Source organism: Magnetovibrio sp. (assembly GCF_036568125.1).
GTDB lineage: Bacteria > Pseudomonadota > Alphaproteobacteria > Rhodospirillales > Magnetovibrionaceae > Magnetovibrio.
The window spans coordinates 1-20,865 of sequence record NZ_DATCTF010000001.1 but is presented as its reverse complement, the minus strand read 5'-3'; the positions used below and the strand labels follow the sequence as shown (position 1 = coordinate 20,865).

Genomic DNA, 20,865 nt, shown 5'->3' with positions numbered 1-20,865 from the left:
GTCCGCTTGAGGCGGTCGTCAACTGGACCTTTCGCAGTGCGCAATCCATTTCGCGGTGAGCTTTTCACTGACCGCGTTTTGGCGCAGGCGGGAATTGAGGCTGGCGAAGTCCACCAGGTCCAACGGTTGGTCCTGGTTGAAGCAACTGAACACCACGCTTTGCTTGCCCGTTTCGGGGTCGACATGGCGTTGCAGGCACTGCGCGCAGATTTCCTTCATCATGCATTGCATCGGCGCGTTGATGGAACCGAACCCGGCGTGGCCTGGCTTGAGCAAATCTTTCAACACCCCCTGACGGGCATCTTTGACCGCCTTCATCATCATGTCGGAACCGATGGCGATGATACGGTCAACGTCCGTCATCGGCGTGGGAACCGTGCCCAATTCGCCCGCCGCATAGGCCTGCATGGCCTGCACGATGTTGCCGGTGAAGCTGAAATCGCCTTCGCGCCCCGGCGCAAACCCCGGCGCTTCGTCGCAGCACCACACGATGGTGTCGGCGGCGCGTTCGATGTTTTCGATGTGGTAACGGTCGTTGACGCCTTTGTAAGCGGCGAAGTACAGCACCTTGGAACCCGCCGCGCGCAACGCCTGGCCGATGGAAAACAGCACCGCGTTGCCGAGCCCGCCGCCTGCCAGCAGCACCGTTTCGCCGCCCGGCGTTTCGGTCGGGGCACCGGTCGGGCCCATCAAAATCACCGGCTCGCCATCGTGCAAGCGCTGACACAAGCTCGAAGACCCACCCATTTCCAGAACGATCAACGACACCAAACCCTGGTCGCGATCAACCCATGCACCGGTCAGCGCCAGGCCTTCCATCGCCATGCGGGTGTGATTTTTAAGCGCGGCCAAGGCCTCGAAATTCTGCAAGCGGAAAAACTGACCCGGCTTGAACGCGTTGGCGGCGAACGGTGCTTTGACGATCACCTCGACGATGGTCGGGGTCAGGCGTTCGACGCGCACCACGGTGGCGAGCAGTCCGTCGTCCAATCGGCTGACCAAATCGCCATAGCGAACGGCACTGGGCGGGGCCTTTTCCATCGCCGCATCGACATGCGGATAACCCTGTTTGGCGCTGGCCATGGCCTTGACCACGTTGCCGGCGAAGCTCGGATGTTGATCACCGAAGAAGCTCATGGTGCGTCCGGCCTCGGCATTCATCAAAATCTGCACGGTGCCGGGCTTGTCGGTCCATTCGGGCTGCACCGGTTTTCCGTCCGCATCGACCGCTTGGAAGTATTTGCCGTCCAGCGCCGCGAAATCGGGATTTTCGCGGCTCAGCACCGTATTGGGCTGGGTGCCCGCGGCGATCAACACCGCACGCGCGGGCAAGCTGGTTTCGCGCCCGGTGCCGTGCAAACGCCCGTCTTCGCCAAATTCTTGCTCTTCCAGTTTCAAGGCCTGCGCCCACCCGTGCTCGTCGACTTCGACGGCAATGGGTGACAACAATTCGGCGATGCGGATGCCTTGTTCCATCGCCTTTTCGATTTCTTCGTGATTGAGTCGGTAGCTCGGCGCATCGATCATGCGGCGGCGATACGCAATGGTCGCCCCGCCCCAGGCGTTGAGCAGCCGCACCAATTCGGGTTCGCGGTGTTCGGCCTTGGCCGCCGCGCGCTCATACCGCACGGCGCGGCCGTGTTCCAAAAACTCATCGGCGATTTCGTGATCTTCCGCGGTCCAACGTTCGCGCAGCTTGTCACGACCGAGATCGGCTTCCAGCACGTCATAGCGGGCAAGAAACTTTTCCACCTGCTCGATATAATAGGCCAAGGCCTCGGTCGCGGTGTCGATGGCGGTCAGGCCACCGCCAACCACCACGGCGGGCAGACGTAATTGCAGGTTAGCAAGGCTGTCGTGTTTGGCCGCACCGGTCAGTTGCAGCGCCATCAAGAAATCGGAAGCCTGTCGCACGCCGCGCGCCAGGTTGCCGGGGATATCCAAAACCGTCGGCTTGCCCGCCCCCATGCACAGCGCAATGTGATCGAAGCCCATGGCGTAGGCTTGGTCTTTGGTGATCTGCGCACCGAAGCGCACCCCGCCGTACATGCGAAACTGCGCCCGACGTTCGATCAACAGGCGGATCACCTTGAGGAAATTTTTATCCCAACGCACCGTGATGCCGTATTCGGCGACCCCGCCGAACCCGGCCATCGAGCGCACATCCAAGTCTTCGCGCAAATCGTTGATATCGCGCACCGGGACGAATTCGCCGCGTTGGCCGCTGATCGATATTCCGCTCAACGCCGGGTCCAACGGTTCGATCTTTGCGCCGTCGATGGCGACCACGGCATGACCTTCGTTCATCAGATGATGGCTGAGCGCCGCGCCCGCCGGGCCCATGCCCACCACCAGCACCTTGTAGCCGCTTTCCCCCTTGGGCAGCGGGCGGGTGAGGTTGAGCGGATTCCAGCGCGTCAGCAAACTGTAGATCTCAAAGCCCCACGGCAATTCCAAAACGTCTTTCAGAGCGCGGGTTTCGACCTCGGGAATATTCACCGGGTCTTGCTTTTGGTAAATGCAGGCTTTCATGCAGTCGTTGCAGATGCGATGCCCGGTGCCCGCGCACAGCGGGTTGTCGATGGCGATCAGCGCCAGCGCGGCGACTGCGTGACCGTGCAATTTGGCGCTGTGCATTTCGGAAATTTTTTCGTCCAGCGGGCAGCCCGCCAACTCGACACCCAGATCGTTCTTCACGAACGCACCGGTGGTTTTGTCCTTGATGCCGTGCGAACAACTGTCCTTGCCGCGGTCATGACACAGCACGCAATAGTGCGCTTGATCCAACGCACCAACCAGATCACACCCCGGATCGGTCAGTTTGAAGCCGTCGCGGTGAATGTGGCGCTCGGGCGCGAACGCTGCGGCTGCGATGCCCGAGACGTCGACCGTTTCGGTATGCACCAGATGCGCCATGTCCAACTTGGACGGCTGGCGGAACAAGATCTCTCCCCGGTGGCGGGCACGTCCCGCATCCGTCAACGTCGCCCACACCGCATAGTCCAGGGCTGCGCGAACGTCGTCTTCATGGGCGATTTCGTCTTCGACCCAGCCCATCACCGTTTCGGCGAAACTGAACTGGGTGAGTTCCCCGCCCAGCACCGGTGCAAGCCGAACTTCCAGAGCCGGACCGTCGATGGTCAACGCGTCATCCAGCGTTTTGCCTTTGAGCGCACGGCGCTGCACGAACAAACGCTTACAGGCATACAGCGGTTCTAAAGCGGTGTGCCGCCCGGCCAAGGCGGCAAGCTCGTCTTCGATACCGAACAGCTTGGCGATGAACGCGTCGACGTGCGGCGCCACCTGCAACAGCAAGTCCGCCTCGTCTTTTTTGCTCATGCCCACGGGATCGGTGCGCGCAGCCACCAATCGGTCGCGCAGATCGGCGTCCAGCGCCGCCAGCACCGTCATGAACGCCCCATCCACGCGGCTCAGCGCCCGGTCATCGTAAAGGTCCGCGAAGGTCAGGTCGAAGGCGAGCTGTAAATTCATATAGGCTATCCTATTGGCATTCACGTGCTGAGGGCGTAGTGTCTGATTTGCTTTTGTTGGGGGATAAAAGTCAGACGCAGTCTGACTATATAGTGTGTGGGACAAAGAGCATAAACGGGATTTGGAAAATAGCCCGTATTGCCCTTTTAACGACCCAATGGATGCACAGATGACATCGAACACCCCACTGATTTACGCAGGCGACCTTTCCCCCCAAGAAACCTGGCAGCGCCTGCTTGACGATCCTCGCGCTACGCTTATCGACGTGCGCACCCCAGAAGAATGGGCCTATGTCGGCATTGTGGACATGACCCAAATCAAGCGCAACGCCATTTTCGTGCCATGGCTGTTTTATCCCCGCATGGACCTAAACCGAAATTTCGTGCCGCAAGTATTGGAAGCCGTCAAACCGCAAGACGAGGACACGCCGCTGCTGCTGATTTGCCGCTCCGGCGTGCGTTCGGCCTACGCCGCGCACGCGTTGACGCAAATGGGTTATAGCCAATGCTACAACGTGGCCTCGGGCTTCGAAGGCGACCCCGATGCGAACAAGCACCGCGGCACCATCAACGGCTGGAAAGTCGCGGGATTGCCTTGGGTGCAGGGCTGACCTCAAGGTCAGCCCTCACCACTGGGCGAATGAGGCCTTGGTTACCCTTGGCTTTGTCCATGATGGGGCATCGGCTGCATTCTGAGCAGCGCATAGCCCAGAACCGCCGACAAGATGGAGCCAGTCAACACGCCAAGCCTGATCGGCACGTCGAACGAGCTGTGTTCGAAAGCCAGCGAGCCGATGAACAAGCTCATCGTGAACCCGACGCCGCACAGCAGCGACACGCCATAGAGCTGCGCCCAATTGGTGTCGCGCGGCATGGCCGACAGTCCCAGCTTAACGCCAAGCCACAGCATCAGAAACACGCCGACCTGCTTGCCCACGAACAAGCCGACCGAAATGCCCAATTTGACCGGCTCGACAAAGCTGTCCAGACCAATGCCCGAAAACGACACGCCCGCGTTGGCAAACGCAAAAACAGGCAGGATCATGTATGCGACCCAGGGGTGCAGTTTGTGCTCAAGGGTTTTCAGCATGGACGGTTCGCCCTCGCCACCACGACCCATGGGAATGGCGAAAGCCGTAATCACGCCAGCCAGCGTCGCATGGACGCCGGATTTCAAAACGCACACCCACAAACCGATGCCGAGCAAAATGTAAGCCGCTTGGCGCACGACCCCCAAACGATTGATCGCCACCAAAGCCACGATGAACCCACCCGCCAGCATCAAGGACGGAATGGACAGGCTTTCGGTATAAAAAACCGCAATGATCACGATCGCGCCCAAATCGTCGATGATGGCGATCGCGGTGAGTAGAATTTTCAAAGACAACGGCGCACGGCTGCCGACCAGCGCCAAAATACCCAGCGCGAAGGCGATGTCGGTGGCGGTGGGGATCGCCCAACCATCCATGTTGATGGCGTTGCCTTGGTTGATCGCGACATAAATCAACGCCGGTCCGGCCATGCCGCCGAACGCCGCCATCGCGGGAAGAACGATCTGTGAAGGACTGGAAAATTCGCCTTCGAGAAACTCGCGCTTGATTTCCAAGCCGACCAGGAAGAAAAACACCGCCATCAAGCCGTCATTAATCCAGAGAATCAAGGGCTTGGCGATTTCCAGCGCGCCGAATTTCACGGCTACGGGAATATCCAAAGACGCGGCGTACAGACCGCTCATGGGCGAGTTGGCAATGATGAGAGCCAGTGCGGCGGCGATGATCAGAACGATGCCACCTGCGGCTTCAAGCTTTAAAAATTCCCGGACGGCTGAAAACGGCATTAAAATCATCTCGTTGAATGTTGGCACGGACCCTAGATATAGGACACATTTTGGCGAAGGGAACTGCCGGAAAGACAAAAATAAGCATGTTTTTGCAGCTGTGAGGAACGAACGATGATCAAGCCTGTCTCACAATATTCGTTGAGCGTCGTCGCAACCTTGCTGGTGGTGGTCTTTTCGTTCGCCACCGCCAAGGCCGAGGGCATGCCCGATCTCTATTTCGTCGACGCCCACAGCCAAATGCCTGCGGGCCTCGACAGCGACACGATCATTCCCTTGATGGATCAGGCCGGGGTGTGGCGCACGATTCTATCGGCACGCAACGACCGCGAACCGCAAGACGTCGCCGACTTGGCGACGACCCATCCCGACCGCATCACCGCAGCGGTGCGCAGCAAAGGCAAGGCGTTCAATAAAGGCACGCCCATATTTGAAAAATTCATCAAGCAGCAGGTCAAGCAGCCCGTCTACTCCGCCATGGGCGAAACCATTTTGTTCCATGCGCAAAAAGGCAAAAAAGCGCCCAAGATCGATGTCGCCATCGACAGCCCGGAAGCTCAGTTTCTGCTCGACATCGCAGTGAAGAAAGGCTGGCCGTTCATCGCGCATTACGAATTCGCCGCCGCGGGATGGGACAAATCCGGCTACATGGACGCGTTCGAGGCCACCGCCAAGGCACACCCTGATCACCCCTTCGTCCTCATCCACATGGGGCAGCTACCCCCCGACGACGTCAGCCGCCTGATCGCTGCGCACGGCAATGTCTATTTCATGATGTCGCACAGCAACCCCATAACCCTTGCCGAAAACTCGAGCCAACCCTGGGTGAATTTATTCGAAGGGGAAAATCTGGCGCCCCAATGGGCCAGTGTTATGAGCGCGCACCCGGACCGCTTCATCCTCGCGTTCGACAACGTGTGGCCGGAATTTTGGGGCAAATTTTATCTGGACCAAGCGGCACTGTGGCGCAAAGCCCTGACTGAGTTGAAGCCGGACGTGGCCCACGCCCTTGCCCACGGCAACGCCGAAAGGCTATGGAATTTGCCGCCACGCTAACGCGGCAGGGCTACTTCCAGATCGGCTTGCCAGATCCCGGCAGGCCCAATTCGTCCCACATGGCGCTGACCTTGTCGACCACGTCTTGATCCATGCGGATCTTTTGGCCCCACTCGCGTTTGGTTTCCGGACCGATCTTGGTGGTCGCGTCGATGCCCATTTTCGAGCCCAGGCCGGAATCGGGCGAGGCGAAATCCAAATAATCGATGGGCGTGTTTTCCACCATGGTCACGTCGCGAGCCGGATCGACGTTGGTCGACAACGCCCACATCACGTCATTCCAATCGCGCGCGTCTATGTCGTCATCGACGATGATCACAAACTTGGTGTAAGTGAACTGGCGCAGATACGACCACACCCCCATCATGATGCGCTTGGCGTGACCAGGGTAAGCCTTCTTCATGCTCACCACCGCAACCCGGTACGAACACGCTTCGGGCGGCAGCCAGAAATCGCGCACCTCGGGAAACTGTTGGGTAAACAGCGGCACGAACACGTCGTTGAGCGCTTCGCCCAATACGCTCGGTTCGTCGGGCGGGCGTCCGGTATAAGTCGACAGGTAGATCGGCTTCTTGCGATGGGTGATGGCCGAAACGGTGAACACCGGGAACGGCTCGACATTGTTGTAATAGCCGGTATGATCGCCGTAAGGGCCTTCATCGCCGACTTCGGACAGGCTGACGTGGCCTTCCAAGATGATTTCCGCCGTGGCGGGAACTTGCAACGGCACGGTCTTGCAATCGACCAGTTCGACTTTCGCGCCGCGCAGCAATCCGGCGAACTGGTATTCCGACAACGTATCAGGCACCGGCGTCACCGCAGCCAAGATGGTGCCGGGATCCGCGCCGATGGCGACCGCCAGCGGCATCGGATCAGAGCGCATGTCTTTCCAACGCAGGAAATGCTGCGCGCCGCCACGGTGATGCAACCAGCGCATCAAGGTGGTGTTCTTGCCCGTCACCTGCATGCGGTAAATGCCCAAATTGGGCACGTCGCGCTTGTCGTTTTTGGGGTCCGGACCGGCGGTGATAACCAGCGGCCACGTGATCAGCGGTGCCGGTTCGCCCGGCCAACAGGTTTGAATCGGCAGTTGAGACAGGTCTACGTCGTCGCCTTCGATCACCACCTCTTGGCAGGGGGCGGACTTGACCGTTTTGGGCTTCATCGACATCACGGTTTTGAGCAGCGGCGCCATTTCCAGCGCTTCGCGCCAACCGCCCGGCGGTTCGGGCTGGCGCAAAAAGGCCAAGGTCTCGCCAACGCTTTTCAGCTCATCCGGCTTGCGTCCCATGCCGCGCGCGACCCGCTCGACGGTGCCGAACAAATTGACCAAAACCGGCTTGCCATAGGGCTTGCCGTCGCCATCGACCGGATTTTCGAACAGCACCGCCGGGCCTTGTTCGGCCATCAGACGGGTCTGAATTTCGGTCATTTCCAGTTCGGGGGAAATCGGTTTTGCAACGCGCACGAGGTCTCCCGCGCGCTCCAATTCGTCGATGAAATCTCTTAAAGATGCGTATGCCATGTGTCAAAGATCACAGCTTTGTAGCCGTCTGCAATGAAAAAATATGCGTTAGAAACAACGCATAGAAAGAATGCATCATTTTCTAAATCATAAATAGGTGCTTTAATTGATTGAATTCGTGGGAAACCACATCGAGGGGAGCCAGACGCGCAGGCGTCGGTAACGAATAGCATGGCGCCAAATGGAACGACGCCTGAGCCTAGGCCAAAGACGAGCACGGTGGGCAACGTCGATTACGCGAAGCTGATTGAAATCGGCATCGCGCTGTCGGCCGAACGCGACCATCATCGCCTGTTGGAAAACATTCTTCTCGAAGCCAAGGGCCTGTGCAACGCCGACGGCGGCACGCTGTATCTGTGCGGACACATGGTCCAACGCGATGGCGAGACCGTGTTCGAGGCCGAAGCCGACGGCAAATATCTCAAATTCGAAATCATGCGCACCGACAGTCTCGGCATCGCCAAGGGCGGAACCACCGGCGAAGACATCCCGTTCCCGCCCATTTCCGTCTACGATGTCGAAACCGGCGAACCCAATCACAAAAACGTCGCCTCTCATGTCGCCGTATCGGGCGAAACGGTCAACATCGCCGATGTTTACGAAGCCACTGAGTTCGATTTTACCGGCCCGCGTAAATTCGACGAAAGCACGGGCTATCGCTCCAAATCGTTCCTCAACGTACCGCTAAAAAATCACTCCGGCGAAATCATTGGTGTCTTGCAGCTTTTGAACGCCAAAGACGAAAACGGTGAATCGATCCCGTTTTCCGATGAGATCGTACCGCTGATCGAAGCGCTGACCTCCCAGGCCGCCGTGGCCGTCGACAATCAGATGCTGATCGACGCGCAAGCGCGTTTGATGGACAGCTTCATCAAACTGATCGCCGGCGCGATCGACGCCAAGTCGCCTTACACCGGCGGCCACTGCGCACGCGTACCCGAACTGGCTGAAATGCTGGCGACCGCCGCCGTTGAAGCGGACCACGGCGAGCTGCGTGATTTCTCCCTCGACGAAGGCGGGTTTCGCGAACTGCATCTGGCCAGCTGGCTGCACGATTGCGGCAAGGTGGTCACCCCCGAATACGTGGTCGACAAGGCCACCAAACTGGAAACGATCTATGACCGTATCCATGAGGTGCGCATGCGTTTCGAGGTCAAAAAGCGCGAGCTGGAAATCGACTATTGGAAACAAGTCGCGGATGGCGGCGACCGCGATGCGCTCAAGGTTGAACTGGACGCCCAGTTGGCGCAAATCGATGAGGACTACGCCTTCGTCGCCGATTGCAACGTCGGCGGCGAGTTCATGGCCGAAGAAAAGGTCGAGCGCCTAAAACAAATCGCTCAAGCCACCTGGACGCGCACCTTGGACGACCGCATCGGCATTTCCCATGAAGAATTGATGCGCAAACAGGCGGAACCCGCCGTCGAGCTGCCGGTGCAAGAACCGCTGCTGTCGGATAAGCCCGAGCACATCTTCCCACGCAACGATGCGTTCGAGAATTTGAACGCCGAGCTTTACGGCTTCAAAATGGATGTGCCCGAACAACAGTTCGACCGCGGCGAGCTTTACAATCTGTCCATCGCACGTGGCACGCTGACCAACGAAGACCGCTACATCATTCAAAACCACGTGATCCAAACCATTGTGATGCTGGGCCAGCTGCCGTTCCCCAAACATTTGCGCAACGTCCCCGAATACGCAGGCGCCCATCACGAAACGCTGATCGGCACGGGTTATCCGCGCAAGCTGACCAAGAATCAAATGTCAGTGCCCGCGCGCATCATGGCGCTGGCCGACGTGTTCGAGGCCCTGACCGCCGCGGACCGCCCCTACAAAAAACCCAAGACTTTGAGCGAAAGCATCAAGATCCTCTCGTTCATGGTCAAGGATCAGCATATCGATCCGGATCTATTCCGCCTGCTTTTACAAAGCGGCATCTACAAGGAATACGCCGAACGCTTCCTCAAACCGGATCAGATCGACGAGGTCGATCTGTCGCAATATCTGGACGCGGCGGCCGAATAGCTCCATATTCTCCGTGCCATGACAAAAAACTGCCCAATCAGATTCGCCAAATCGTATCCGTTCGACATTCCCGACAGCTCTTATGTGCTCGACAAGAACGGATGGAACGCCTTACCCGTAGGGGGACATGAACGCGACGGCCGTCACGCGGTGATCGCGTCCGGCTCCAACGCCTCGCCCGTGCAATTGGCGCGTAAGTATCAAAATCACGACCACCTGTTGGACCAGCCCGTCTATGTGACCCGCGCCATCCTGTGCGATTTCGATGCTGTCTACAGCGCGCATTTTTCCAGTTACGGGTCGATCCCCGCCACCCTCGCCCACGCACCGGGCGCACAAAGCCGTGTGTTCGTGACCTGGCTTACCGACGCCCAACTCGAGCGCATGCATGAAACCGAAGCCGTCGGCGTGAACTATGATTATACGCGTCTGCATGGCATTGACTTGACCATCGAAGACGGCATGACGCTGGACACCGCGCACGCCTACCTGTCACGCCGGGGTTGCCTGAACCGTGACGGCAAGCCGGTGCCGCTGGCCGAACTCGACACCCAGGGCCGCAAATGGACACCAATGAACCAATGTGAAGTGCTGGATTACGCCCGCACGCTCATCGCGCCCCATGAAGAACCCGAAGCATTTATCGAAGCCGGCATCAAAAGTCCGGCCTTGCGCATGAAACGGGCTGAGAAACTGGCCGAAACGGCCCTGCAGCACGGCTGGAAATCGCTGATATTTCTCAGCTAATTTCCAATTTCACACGTCAATTAATTTTCCAATGCCGCCACGGGCGAAAACCCCTTGGTTTTCTTGAAATCCATATTGTGTACAAAATTACTCATTGCATCGGACGGATCAAGCGCCTCAAAATTCAACTGCTCACAAGTCAGTCTTGGCACTCGAACTGAAAGAATCGGCTGTTCTTCAACGTGACCTGTTGCCGTATTGAGAAGATTGTCTTCAGCCGTCACATAAACTTCATCAACTGGTAATAGGGCTAGTGTTTCGCGAGCAACTCGCAAGGCACACCCACAAACATAATCTTGATAATACTCGTAAAATTGCCCTTTCGGCATCTTCTTAATCGACAACTTCCCGCTCTTCAAAAGAGATTTGACCACATTTGGAATTATGTCATCCCCATGCACCTTGACCCTTACATAAACGTCACCGTTCTCGGTACAATTTACAGTGACGTGAGAACCTAATCCGACGACTTCCGAATATGGATTAACTCTTTCTATGGCTTCAATGTATGCCTCAGGCAAACCACGCAAAACCTTATCAGCAAGTATTTTCGTCTCCTCCCAATCCTTATATTCGTCACATTGAGCTTGGTACCTTCGCTGATCTTCTTCTTGCCCTTCGACTATTCTAGCAAAAAGTACATTTTTTCGTTTTTCGGCCAACCCAAACAATTTCACAAAGAAGCCAGGGGTATAGCCTTCCCATTTTTGACGCGCCAGACTTTCGCTGTCAGTCGTTTTGATTGGCTTAAGAAATGGTTCATCAGTAAATGCAGCCCAGTCAAAAATTTTGCTGCTTTCTTCGTGAAGTGAGACCACTTCTTTGATGTACCTATGATATTCATCCACCTCAACTTGCGCTTGCTCAAGTGCCTCCATCTTATCAAGCTCACGATGATAGCGCTCAGCCTCTCGCTGTCGACGTTTTTGATTTCGCTCTGCCTCTCTCGACATGGCGTTCAAGGTTCTTAGTGTGCCGCGCCATCCCATATCGGTTCCTCTCCAGTTGGCATTTACACCACTAAGGATAGAACACTTTATGATGGATTATAAACTCAATAAACAATCTGCCCAACGATCACGGCGGCAAACAGCAACAGGCCGAAGTCACGGTTGGATTTGAACCGCACCAGACAGTTTTTCGGATCATGAATGTTTACGGTTGCTACCTGCCATGCCAGATGCGCCGCCGCCGGCACCAACGCCGGATAAAAATACACACTCAGCCCCGCCAGCCAACCGCTAAGCGCAGTCAGCGCAATGGCGCCGCCGTAAAAAAACACCAGCCACCCACGCGTCGCATCGCCCAGCTTCAAGGCCGTGGATTTGATGCCGACCAGAATGTCGTCTTCCTTGTCTTGGTGCGCGTAGATGGTGTCGTATCCGAGCGTCCAAAAAATCCCCGCCACATACAACACCCCTGGCGCCACGCCGAGCGATCCCTGCACCGCCGCCCAGCCGAGCAAAGCCCCCCAGTTGAACGACAGGCCCAAAAACACCTGCGGCCAATAGGTAAAGCGTTTCATGTACGGATAAATGATTACCGTCGCCAACGACAGGACCCCGACGCCGATGGCGAACATGTTGAATTGCACCAAAATCGCCAAGCCGCTGAACCCCAACAGACCAAGGAACGCCACCGCCTGTTTGACCGACACCTGTCCACTGGGGATCGGGCGGTTGGCTGTGCGCGCCACCTTGCCATCGAAATCGCGGTCGGCAATGTCGTTCATGACACAGCCCGCGCCGCGCATGATAAACGCGCCCAACGCGAACAGCCCCAGCATTTCAAGGTCCGGCCAGGTGCCGTCAGCGGCCAAGGCAATCGACCACCAGCACGGCAAAAGCAGCAACCACGCCCCGTAAGGACGGTCCAGGCGCATCAGATACATGTACGGACGCACAGGTCCCGGCGTCAGGCGGGCAAGCCAGCCTTGCGTGCGGATGTCGCTGGCGCTATTGGGACTCGGCGTGGGTTCGGCGATGTCTGTCATGGGTGTAGTTTTACGTCATTGCTGTGCTGGTATGCAAACAGGCTTATGATCCGGATATGAGCGAATCGAAAAGCATCACCCGAATATACTGCGAAACGGACCTCGGCGCAGGTCTGAGCGTGCCATTGGGCCCAGGCCCGGCGCATAAGCTGCGCGCGGTGTTGCGTGCCAAAAGCGGTGATGAAGTGCAGCTGTTCAATGACCGCGACGGCGAGTGGCGCGCCCGTTTGGTCGATTTGGGCAAAACTCAAGCTTCATCCGAGTGTCTGACGCAACTCAGGGCCGCCAAAGCGGAACCGGGGCCGTGGCTGGCGTTTGCGCCGCTGAAAAAGGACCGCCTCGACATGGTGGTCGAAAAGGCCGTTGAGTTGGGCGTCGAACGCCTGATCCCGGTGATCACCGCGCGCACCGAAAACCGCCGCCTGAAAATGGAGCGTCTGATTCAACAAACCATCGACGCGGCGGAACAGTGCGAACGCCTGAGCGTGCCGGAAATTCTTGAGCCCGTGGCGATAGAAAAACTGGCCGCGATGTGGCCCGAGGATCGCACCTTGTTGGTCGCAGCGGAGCGCCAAAACGTACCATCTTTGGCCCAGAAACTCGAAACCGTCACCGGGTCTTTGGGTATTTTGATCGGTCCAGAAGGCGGATTTGAAACACGCGAGCTTGACGGACTGCTTAAATTGCCCATTTCTATTGCGATCCGTTTGGGGCCGAGAATTCTGCGCGCCGAAACGGCGGCCATTGCCGCCCTCGCCGTGATGCAAGCCCAATGTGGAGACTGGCGCGATCGATAAGACGCGCCGCATCGGTAAAAAACAACGTCAAGGTCATCACATGAGCGATCAAAGCCCCACCATCACCTCCAAACGCGAACTGGTCGAATACCTCGCAAGCGGCTGCAAACCGCGCGACAAATGGCTGATCGGCACGGAGCACGAAAAGTTTGCCTACCGCTTGGACGATCTGCGCCCGCTGGAATACGAGGGCGATCAGGGCGTGCGCGTGATGCTCGACAAATTGACCCGCTTCGGCTGGAACCCGGTCAGCGAAAGCGGCAACGTCATCGCTTTGGTGCAAAGCGACGGCTCGTCGATCACCTTGGAACCGGCCGGTCAATTGGAACTGTCCGGCGCGCCGTTGCCCAACATTCACGAAACCTGCAAGGAAGTCGGCACCCACCTGCAACAGGTGAAAGCCGTCGCGGCGGAAATGGGCATCGGCTTTTTGGGCGTCGGCTATCAGCCCAAGTGGCCACGTTCTGAAATGCCGTGGATGCCGAAAAACCGCTATGCCATCATGCAAAACTACATGCCCAAACGCGGTAATCTGGGCCTCGACATGATGCAGTCCACCTGCACCGTGCAGGTGAACCTGGACTTCGATTCCGAAGTCACCATGGTCAAGATGTTCCGTGTGTCGCTGGCGCTGCAACCCATCGCCACGGCGTTGTTCGCCAATTCGCCGTTCAAGAACGGCAAACCGAGCGGTTATCTCAGCTATCGCAGCCACATTTGGACCGACACCGACCCAGATCGCACCGGCAACTTGCCGTTCGTGTTCGAAGACGGCTTTGGGTTCGAACGCTATGTGGACTACATGCTCGACGTGCCCATGTACTTCGTCTATCGCGACGGTACCTACATCGATGCATCGGGCCAGTCGTTCCGCGACTTCATCGACGGGAAACTGGCCGCGCTGCCGGGTGAGCACCCCACCCTGAAAGACTGGGAAGATCACCTGACCACCGCCTTCCCGGAAGTGCGCCTGAAGAAATATCTGGAAATGCGCGGCGCCGACGGCGGCCCGTGGAGCCGCCTGTGCGCCCTTCCGGCACTGTGGGTGGGTCTGCTGTATGACCCCGATTCCTTGGATCACGCCTGGAACATGGTCAAAGATTGGACCCTCGAAGAGCACGATCACCTGCGCGCCATGGTTCCGGAAATGGCGCTCAACACGCCGTTTCGCAGTGGAACGGTCGGCGATGTCGCACTCGACGTGCTGGAATGCGCCCACGAAGGATTGCTGCGGCGCAAGTGTTTGGACGGCGTCGGCCTAGACGAAACCCGTTTCCTCAAGCCCTTGTTCCAAATCGCGGAATCCGGCCTGACCCCAGCCGAAGACCTGCTGTTCGCCTACGAACGGCGCTGGAAAGGCTGCATCGATCCGATCTTCCGCGAATACGCATATTGAGCCCGCCGCTAAATCCATAAAAGCGAGCTTCGACATTGCCAATGATTCCAAGGCCATGATACGATTCGCGCCGCAAACATTACCGTTGCTGGAATCTGAGATGAAACACCGATATGAGTGACAGCAAGATTACCCTTGCTGAGATTGAACAAGCGCTGCATGCCGGCGAGCTCTGTTTTCACTTCCAGCCCAAAATTTCCTTCCAAACCGGGAAAATCGTCGGCGGCGAAGCATTGCTGCGTTGGCAACACCCCGACGGCAAACTGGTGGCGCCGGGTTTGTTTTTGCCTCAGGCCGAAGAAAGTGGCTTCATCACCGACATCACCGCCGTGATGCTCACAGAATTGGTCCAAGACATCGCCAAGCTGCGTGAGATCAAGCCCGACATTCAAATCGCCTTCAACGTTTCAGCGCTGGATCTGCGTTCGCCGTATCTGGTGAAGATGTTGCGCAGCTTCATCGGCAACCAGTTGATCAACCCCGGCAACATTCAAATTGAAATCACCGAAACCGCAATCCTCGATCGCTCCAGCCGCATCAACACCACGCTGTTGGATCTGGTCGCGTTGGGCATCGAGATCGTGATGGATGATTTCGGCACCGGATATGCGTCGCTGGACGTGCTCAGCCAGTTGCCGTTTTCGGCGCTGAAACTCGACCAAGGCGTGGTCGGACGCATGGCCGAGGATTCCAAAAACACCCACATCGTACGCTCCAGCCTTTTGATGGCCCGCGACATGTCGATCAAGACCATCGCCGAAGGGGTCGAGACCGAAGGCGCGTATACCTTCTTGCTGGCGTCCGGGTGCAGCGAAGCGCAGGGCTATTGGATGAGCAGGCCGCTGCCCATCGATCCGTTCATTCAAATCATCAAAGACGATCCGTCTTGGCCGTCGTCGGAACTGGGCTTTCTGTACAACGCCTGGGTCAATCACCTGTCGTATCGGCGCAAGGTGTTGGACACCGTCTACACCATGACCATGACCAGCCCCAGCGAATGGGACAAGATGCCGCGCCTGGATTTGCGCCACAACCCCGCATACTGCCGTTTGGGCCAGTGGTATCGGGATATGAAACGCGCCGGCCTGTCCGATGCCGCGCACAAGAATTTGGAAGACCTGCACCGCGAAATGCACGCCGCGGGCAGTGTGTTGATCAAGACCGTGCGCGCCACCGCCGACCCCGAAGCCATCATCGAAGCGACCAACGACTTCCTGAACTTTTCCGAACAGGTGGACAAAGAGGTTTCGCGCATCGTCGCCCTGTCGTTCGCCGAGGGGCTGCGCGAACGCAACCCCCACGCCCTGACCTCGGTTCTCGCCCCCACTCCCGTGTTCGAGTGATGCGCGGCGCTCAGCGACGACGCGGCTGCGGATAAAAGCGATCCGGATCGCCGATCCAGCCAAGCACGCTGCCCAGAACCCAACACAACGGCTCACCCACCCAGCGCACCACGCGGCCCCGGTAATGCGGACGCACGCGCGCCTTCATGCGATAAGCGATTTCTTCCGCCCGCCAGCGCGCCAACGGCTCGACCAAGCGGGTCGCCAGTTGGGAGCGCTTCATCAAACGCACATACGGCACCGCCCAGGCGTGATACCCCCGCACCGTGGCCGGAGACAGATGATGGAGCGTGAACGCAATGTCCAAGCGTTGAAGGCTCGGCGCCATCAAGCCTTGGCGCACCAGCTCGGTGCAGATGACGCGTGAGTTGTCGCCACCGCCACTCGAACCGTTTTCAAATGCATCAGGCGCAAACGCCGGATCCTCGCCGAGCATCTTCGTCTGTTGTGAGCCACGGATCGTGCCGTAGCCGGTCAAATTGCTGACACCAACGTCGCCATGCTGTCCGGATTTCGTTAAGGCCGTCGCAAGATCCTGACGATCATTGTAGCCTGTGGAACGACCAGAACTGGATCCCATCGAAATTTGCGATGCAGCATCTCGCCCAGCGGCAGTCCCCGCCCCCACATACTTCGCATTGTCTTGGCTTTTTTTATCCGCGGCGCTCCGCATTCGCGCGGATTGTTCTCGCTGCTGCCTGTCTTGTTTTTGTCGCTGCTGATCCGGCAGCAGATTGGAAACGACTCTTTCGCCAAGCTTGTCGACCTTCGCAGCTTTGGCATTTTGTGCGTCAACAGCAGCGAATTCCACATCATCCAGCGTGTCTTCCTTGGCGCTGGCGCGGGCTTTTTTTGCTTCATCCGCCAGCAAGCCATCCTTATTGGCGCGGATTTGCGCCGCTTCTTGAGCACGCTGTTGTCTGGTGCGTTTTTCAATCGCAGCCAGTTCCGGATCGCTTTTCGGCGTCGATACGTTTTGCTGTGTGGCTGTGGCGGTGGCCGCTGTTTTGCTCTCGCTCATTGGCGACCATCCGTCCAACCTGACGCTGTAGTCCTTAAGCGCGGCAATATTGGCGGACGACGCGCTCAACAAGTCCATGTTCATGCCGGCGGTATCGATCGTGCGGCGCGTGGCGCGATTGGCGTTCTGTTGGGTTCGACCGGATACGTAATCGTGCTTCGGCATCGCAAAGCCTATGGCCTTATACGTATTTTGCGGCGTGCGCACGGCATCCGTTTTTGCCCGCTGGTTACCCAACTGGCGTTGGTTTTGCTCCGCCGTCATGAGGTCTTCGGGGCTGTACTCTTGTGACGGGCCAGCGTAGTTGCCGCTTGCAACCGTGAGGCTGCCCTTCATCAAGGTGTCGCGATAGCCCTGAAACGCTTTTTCCGCGACCTGTTGGTTGCTCAGGCCCGAAAGCGGCGCTTGGCCGGTGTCCGCCGACTGTTCCTTGCGCACCGCATTCACCCCGGCCTGGGTTGCGGCTGCGATGTCGCCGGTGCGTTCGTACTCCAACCGCGCATGCTCGCCGGCAAGTTTGTCCAACGCCGAAAAGCGCACATCGTTGACGACCGAAACGCCTTCGAGCCCACGCATGATCGCATGCCCCATGGACGGATGAACGCTTTTCGGGTCGTAAGGACCCGTAACACTGCCCTGGGCAATGTCACGCAACAGCGCCTCTGGCGCCCCCGCCCGCATTAGCTCACTTTGAAGATTTTCGTAAGCGACCTTATGCTCGACAATATTCACACGCTGGTCGAATTCTTGTTTTTGCACCTGCAAGGCCTGTTGGGCGAGCGCTTGTGCGTTTGCGGCAAGCATCTGCTCCACTGCGGCGGGGACTTCGGCCATGTGAAGGTTAATTGCGTCGAGCAATTCTGCATTGTGCGAAAGCGAAACTCCGGCTTTCAGCGCATCGTACAAACCGTTTTCAATCGCCTTGGCTTCAAAGGGGCCCGTTTCGATGTTTCTCAAACCCTTGCCAAAGGCATTCGTATATCACTGTACGGTGTCCAGGATCTTTTGATCGCTGGGCTTGTTTGGATCGCCCTTTAACCGAGACTTCAAGTTTTCGACAATCTGATCGCGATACGACCGCTGAACCATGCTGCCGATCCCTATCACATCGACAAAGTCTTTTATATTTTGATGGGCTTTGTCGAATTCGGGCGAGGACTTTTTTTCCGCCGTGACATTTCTGTATTTGCCATTGTTCAGCAAAGTCGAAACCTCGACTTCTCTGTAATGGTTTTTTCCCAATGCCGTCAGTTCGGTTGTTCGCCTGCTTTGCAGAACCGTTATTTTTTCTGGATCATGCAAAGGGTGCCCCGGCTTTGTCAGCACGCGGTCAATCCGATAGGTGTATTGAAAATAATCTTTCGGGCCGGTTGGCAGAGCGATTGTATCGGCCCACGTGTCGGGAAGAGGCCCCTGAGTGTGGAATGTATAGTCCCCTTCTATCCCGAGATAATGTGCCTTTACAGTTACTGAAGCACCACGTCTCTTTGTTCCCCGAAAGTTAACGCCTGCACCACTGATCTTCCCACCATATTCAGCACCGACTTCAAGTGATTTGTTTTCCGTGTCAAAACCGAACTGTGCGCTCCCCTTACCGATCTTGGTTTTGATTTGTCCGGTGCCCCCACCTGTTTCGGCGTTATACGAACCGCCGACCTCCACACCCAGCTTGCCATCCCCCACGCCGACGTTACCCGAGGCTTTTTTAAACCCGCCCTTTTCGTTCAAGACAACTTCACCATCAGCGGACACCATGTCACCAGGCTTACCTGATTTTTGATAATCCTTCTGTGGGCGCTTACCGGTGATCACGACGTTCTCGCCACCCGTGCCCAACGTGTAGTCAACGTACCGGGCATAAGAAGGCTGTTTATTCATATCGTCGAAAAGAAAATCGTTTTTGGTTTCGAGTAGATTGCGGCGATATTGCAGGAAACGAGGCATTTGAGATCTCCTTTGTGTATATATTCCTAAATCTAAATCAAAAACAAACATGCCGTAACTCGGCCGTCATCAAATTTGATTTAGGGCAACGTGTTAGGGGTTACGTTCAAGCTGCTCCATGACCCGGTCGGTTAGCAGCTTCATTTTCGGTTTGTAGGCCAAACCGGACCAATCTTTGTTGTTGAAAATCGCACGCAGTACGGCACGGTCGATGGGCGCGAAACCGTTGTGGCGTTCTTGCACGGAACGCGGGTTCATCACCGAGGGCTGGATCACATGGCTGGCCCTGGCCCCGGTCAGGGCGTGAAACAACGCGAAGCGAATTTGCGCATCAAATGTAAACCGTTCCGGCGCGTGCAAAACATCACGTTCTGTCGCCACCACCACAAGGGGCTCGCCCGTATTGCGCATATACCTTTTGGCTTGAAACACGGCCCCGCCGGTTTCACCTTTGCGCAAATCTTGGATATAGTCTTGTTCGGATTCCGAGCCCGACTTGAGCAGTTTTTTATAAGCCGGATACAGAGCGTCAAACGGCAAGTTGTCCGAAACCATAATATATAGGTCGGCCTCATCTTTAGTAGGATCAATCCCGACTGCAGGAAATTTCATCACTTCGTCGAACAACTCAAATAAAATTGCCCCCGTCGCATCCCACTCGTGCTTTTTCAAATCATAAAAAGTGAAACGAATGCGCTCATTCTTTGCAAATACATCAAAATCCATCGGCCCCGCACCGGAAAAAACCGCCGACATAGCGCCCAGTCCAAGATCGGGGAACATCGCCCGCAAGTGGTTTTCCACCTGGGTGCGCGGATACGGACTGTCCGCCTTGGCGACGCCATCCACCGCGATGCTCAACACCACGACCAGGGCGCAGGCTTTGATCAACCGTTTAAAAAAGGGCCGTATCATCACGTCATGCTCCCAGGTCCATCGTGTGCGAAATGCCGATCGAAGAACATGCTTGAAGACATGCCCTTGAGCTGCTCCATGACCCGGTCGGTCAGCAGCTTCATTTTCGGTTTGTAGGCCAAACCGGACCAATCTTTGTTGTTGAAAATCGCACGCAGCACGGCCCGGTCGATGGGCGCGAAGCCGTTGCGGCGCTTTTGCACGGAACGCGGGTTCATCACCGAGGGCTGGATCACATGGCTGGCCCTGGCTCCGGTCAGGGCGTGAAACAACGCAAAACGGATTTGCGCATCGAAAGTAAACCGTTCCGGCGCGCTCAAGACATCGCGTTCCGTCGCCACCACCACAAGGGGCTCGCCCGTATTGCGCATATACCTTTTGGCTTGGAAAATGGCACCGCCGGTCTCAGCCTTACGCAAATCTTGGATATAGTCTTGTTCAGAAATTCCCTTATTTTTGAGGGTTGATTTGTATTTAGGAAACATAGCGTCAAATGGCAGGTTATCAGATACATATATCATGAGGTCAAAGTCTTGACCTGCAAAGGGATCCACCCCGACAACCGGCATATCAATGATATCAAAAAATAGCTCATCAATAGCTTTGAATAAGGCCTCGCCTTCTTCTTCTCGAATATCGGTAAAATTAAAACGAATGCGCTCATTCTTTGCAAATACATCAAAATCCATCGGCCCCGCACCGGAAAAAACCGCCGACATAGCGCCCAGTCCAAGATCGGGGAACATCGCCCGCAAGTGGTTTTCCACCTGGGTGC

At 56.9% G+C, this 20,865-nt stretch carries 16 protein-coding genes; 7 read left to right on the top strand and 9 right to left on the bottom strand.

The features are described from left to right. Positions 1-18: 18 nt before the first annotated feature. Positions 19-3,492, bottom strand: a complete 3,474-nt coding sequence (locus VIN96_RS00080) for an FAD-dependent oxidoreductase (RefSeq protein WP_331893358.1) — start codon at positions 3,490-3,492, stop codon at positions 19-21. A 169-nt stretch (positions 3,493-3,661) separates the two neighbouring features. On the opposite strand from VIN96_RS00080, the gene VIN96_RS00075 reads away from it, so the two are divergent. Then, positions 3,662-4,102 carry a rhodanese-like domain-containing protein gene (locus tag VIN96_RS00075; protein WP_331893356.1) on the top strand — a complete coding sequence of 147 codons (441 nt, stop codon included), beginning with the start codon at positions 3,662-3,664 and terminating at the stop codon, positions 4,100-4,102. A gap of 41 nt (positions 4,103-4,143) precedes the next feature. On the opposite strand, the gene nhaA is transcribed toward VIN96_RS00075, so the two are convergent. Beyond that, positions 4,144-5,328, bottom strand: a complete 1,185-nt coding sequence (gene nhaA / locus VIN96_RS00070) for a Na+/H+ antiporter NhaA (RefSeq protein ID WP_331893355.1) — start codon at positions 5,326-5,328, stop codon at positions 4,144-4,146. Between the two features lie 114 nt (positions 5,329-5,442). Between nhaA and VIN96_RS00065 the strand changes: the two genes are divergently transcribed. Then, complete coding sequence (locus VIN96_RS00065) at positions 5,443-6,384, top strand: amidohydrolase family protein (protein ID WP_331893353.1); 942 nt, start codon at positions 5,443-5,445, stop codon at positions 6,382-6,384. Between the two features lie 10 nt (positions 6,385-6,394). On the opposite strand, the gene VIN96_RS00060 is transcribed toward VIN96_RS00065, so the two are convergent. Continuing rightward, positions 6,395-7,909 (bottom strand): UbiD family decarboxylase, encoded by a 1,515-nt coding sequence (locus VIN96_RS00060; protein ID WP_331893351.1) that lies wholly within the window; start codon positions 7,907-7,909, stop codon positions 6,395-6,397. Between the two features lie 219 nt (positions 7,910-8,128). Here VIN96_RS00060 and VIN96_RS00055 point away from each other — a divergent pair, with 219 nt between their 5' ends. Next, a complete protein-coding gene (locus tag VIN96_RS00055) occupies positions 8,129-9,934 on the top strand; it encodes an HD domain-containing phosphohydrolase (protein ID WP_331893349.1) in 1,806 nt (601 codons plus the stop codon). 18 nt (positions 9,935-9,952) lie between these two features. Next, positions 9,953-10,681: a hypothetical protein gene (locus VIN96_RS00050; RefSeq protein WP_331893348.1), complete on the top strand. Its 729-nt coding sequence runs from the start codon at positions 9,953-9,955 to the stop codon at positions 10,679-10,681. A 20-nt stretch (positions 10,682-10,701) separates the two neighbouring features. Here the strand turns inward: VIN96_RS00050 and VIN96_RS00045 are convergent, their stop codons facing one another. Next, on the bottom strand, positions 10,702-11,670 hold the full coding sequence (locus VIN96_RS00045; RefSeq protein ID WP_331893346.1) for a hypothetical protein: 969 nt from the start codon (positions 11,668-11,670) through the stop codon (positions 10,702-10,704). A 65-nt stretch (positions 11,671-11,735) separates the two neighbouring features. Beyond that, the gene (gene ubiA / locus VIN96_RS00040) at positions 11,736-12,674 is read right to left on the bottom strand and encodes a 4-hydroxybenzoate octaprenyltransferase (protein ID WP_331893344.1); all 939 of its coding nucleotides are present in this window, start codon (positions 12,672-12,674) and stop codon (positions 11,736-11,738) included. A gap of 56 nt (positions 12,675-12,730) precedes the next feature. Between ubiA and VIN96_RS00035 the strand changes: the two genes are divergently transcribed. The 3 genes from VIN96_RS00035 to VIN96_RS00025 all read left to right on the top strand — a co-directional run bounded on the left by VIN96_RS00035 (position 12,731) and on the right by VIN96_RS00025 (position 16,210). Next, positions 12,731-13,471, top strand: coding sequence for a 16S rRNA (uracil(1498)-N(3))-methyltransferase (locus tag VIN96_RS00035; RefSeq protein WP_331893342.1), 741 nt, complete (start codon positions 12,731-12,733; stop codon positions 13,469-13,471). Positions 13,472-13,511: 40 nt separating this feature from the next. Next, the gene (locus VIN96_RS00030; RefSeq protein WP_331893341.1) at positions 13,512-14,867 is read left to right on the top strand and encodes a glutamate--cysteine ligase; all 1,356 of its coding nucleotides are present in this window, start codon (positions 13,512-13,514) and stop codon (positions 14,865-14,867) included. A 113-nt stretch (positions 14,868-14,980) separates the two neighbouring features. Beyond that, the gene (locus tag VIN96_RS00025; protein ID WP_331893340.1) at positions 14,981-16,210 is read left to right on the top strand and encodes an EAL domain-containing protein; all 1,230 of its coding nucleotides are present in this window, start codon (positions 14,981-14,983) and stop codon (positions 16,208-16,210) included. 10 nt (positions 16,211-16,220) lie between these two features. Here the strand turns inward: VIN96_RS00025 and VIN96_RS00020 are convergent, their stop codons facing one another. From VIN96_RS00020 to VIN96_RS00005, 4 genes are all read right to left on the bottom strand, one after another. After that, positions 16,221-18,188: a hypothetical protein gene (locus tag VIN96_RS00020; RefSeq protein WP_331893338.1), complete on the bottom strand. Its 1,968-nt coding sequence runs from the start codon at positions 18,186-18,188 to the stop codon at positions 16,221-16,223. A gap of 24 nt (positions 18,189-18,212) precedes the next feature. After that, positions 18,213-19,175 carry a hypothetical protein gene (locus tag VIN96_RS00015; RefSeq protein ID WP_331893337.1) on the bottom strand — a complete coding sequence of 321 codons (963 nt, stop codon included), beginning with the start codon at positions 19,173-19,175 and terminating at the stop codon, positions 18,213-18,215. A 93-nt stretch (positions 19,176-19,268) separates the two neighbouring features. Next, positions 19,269-20,090: a hypothetical protein gene (locus tag VIN96_RS00010; RefSeq protein ID WP_331893335.1), complete on the bottom strand. Its 822-nt coding sequence runs from the start codon at positions 20,088-20,090 to the stop codon at positions 19,269-19,271. Then, positions 20,090-20,865: hypothetical protein (locus VIN96_RS00005; protein WP_331893333.1), on the bottom strand; the 776-nt coding region annotated here is incomplete at its 5' end. The genes VIN96_RS00010 and VIN96_RS00005, both read right to left, overlap by 1 nt.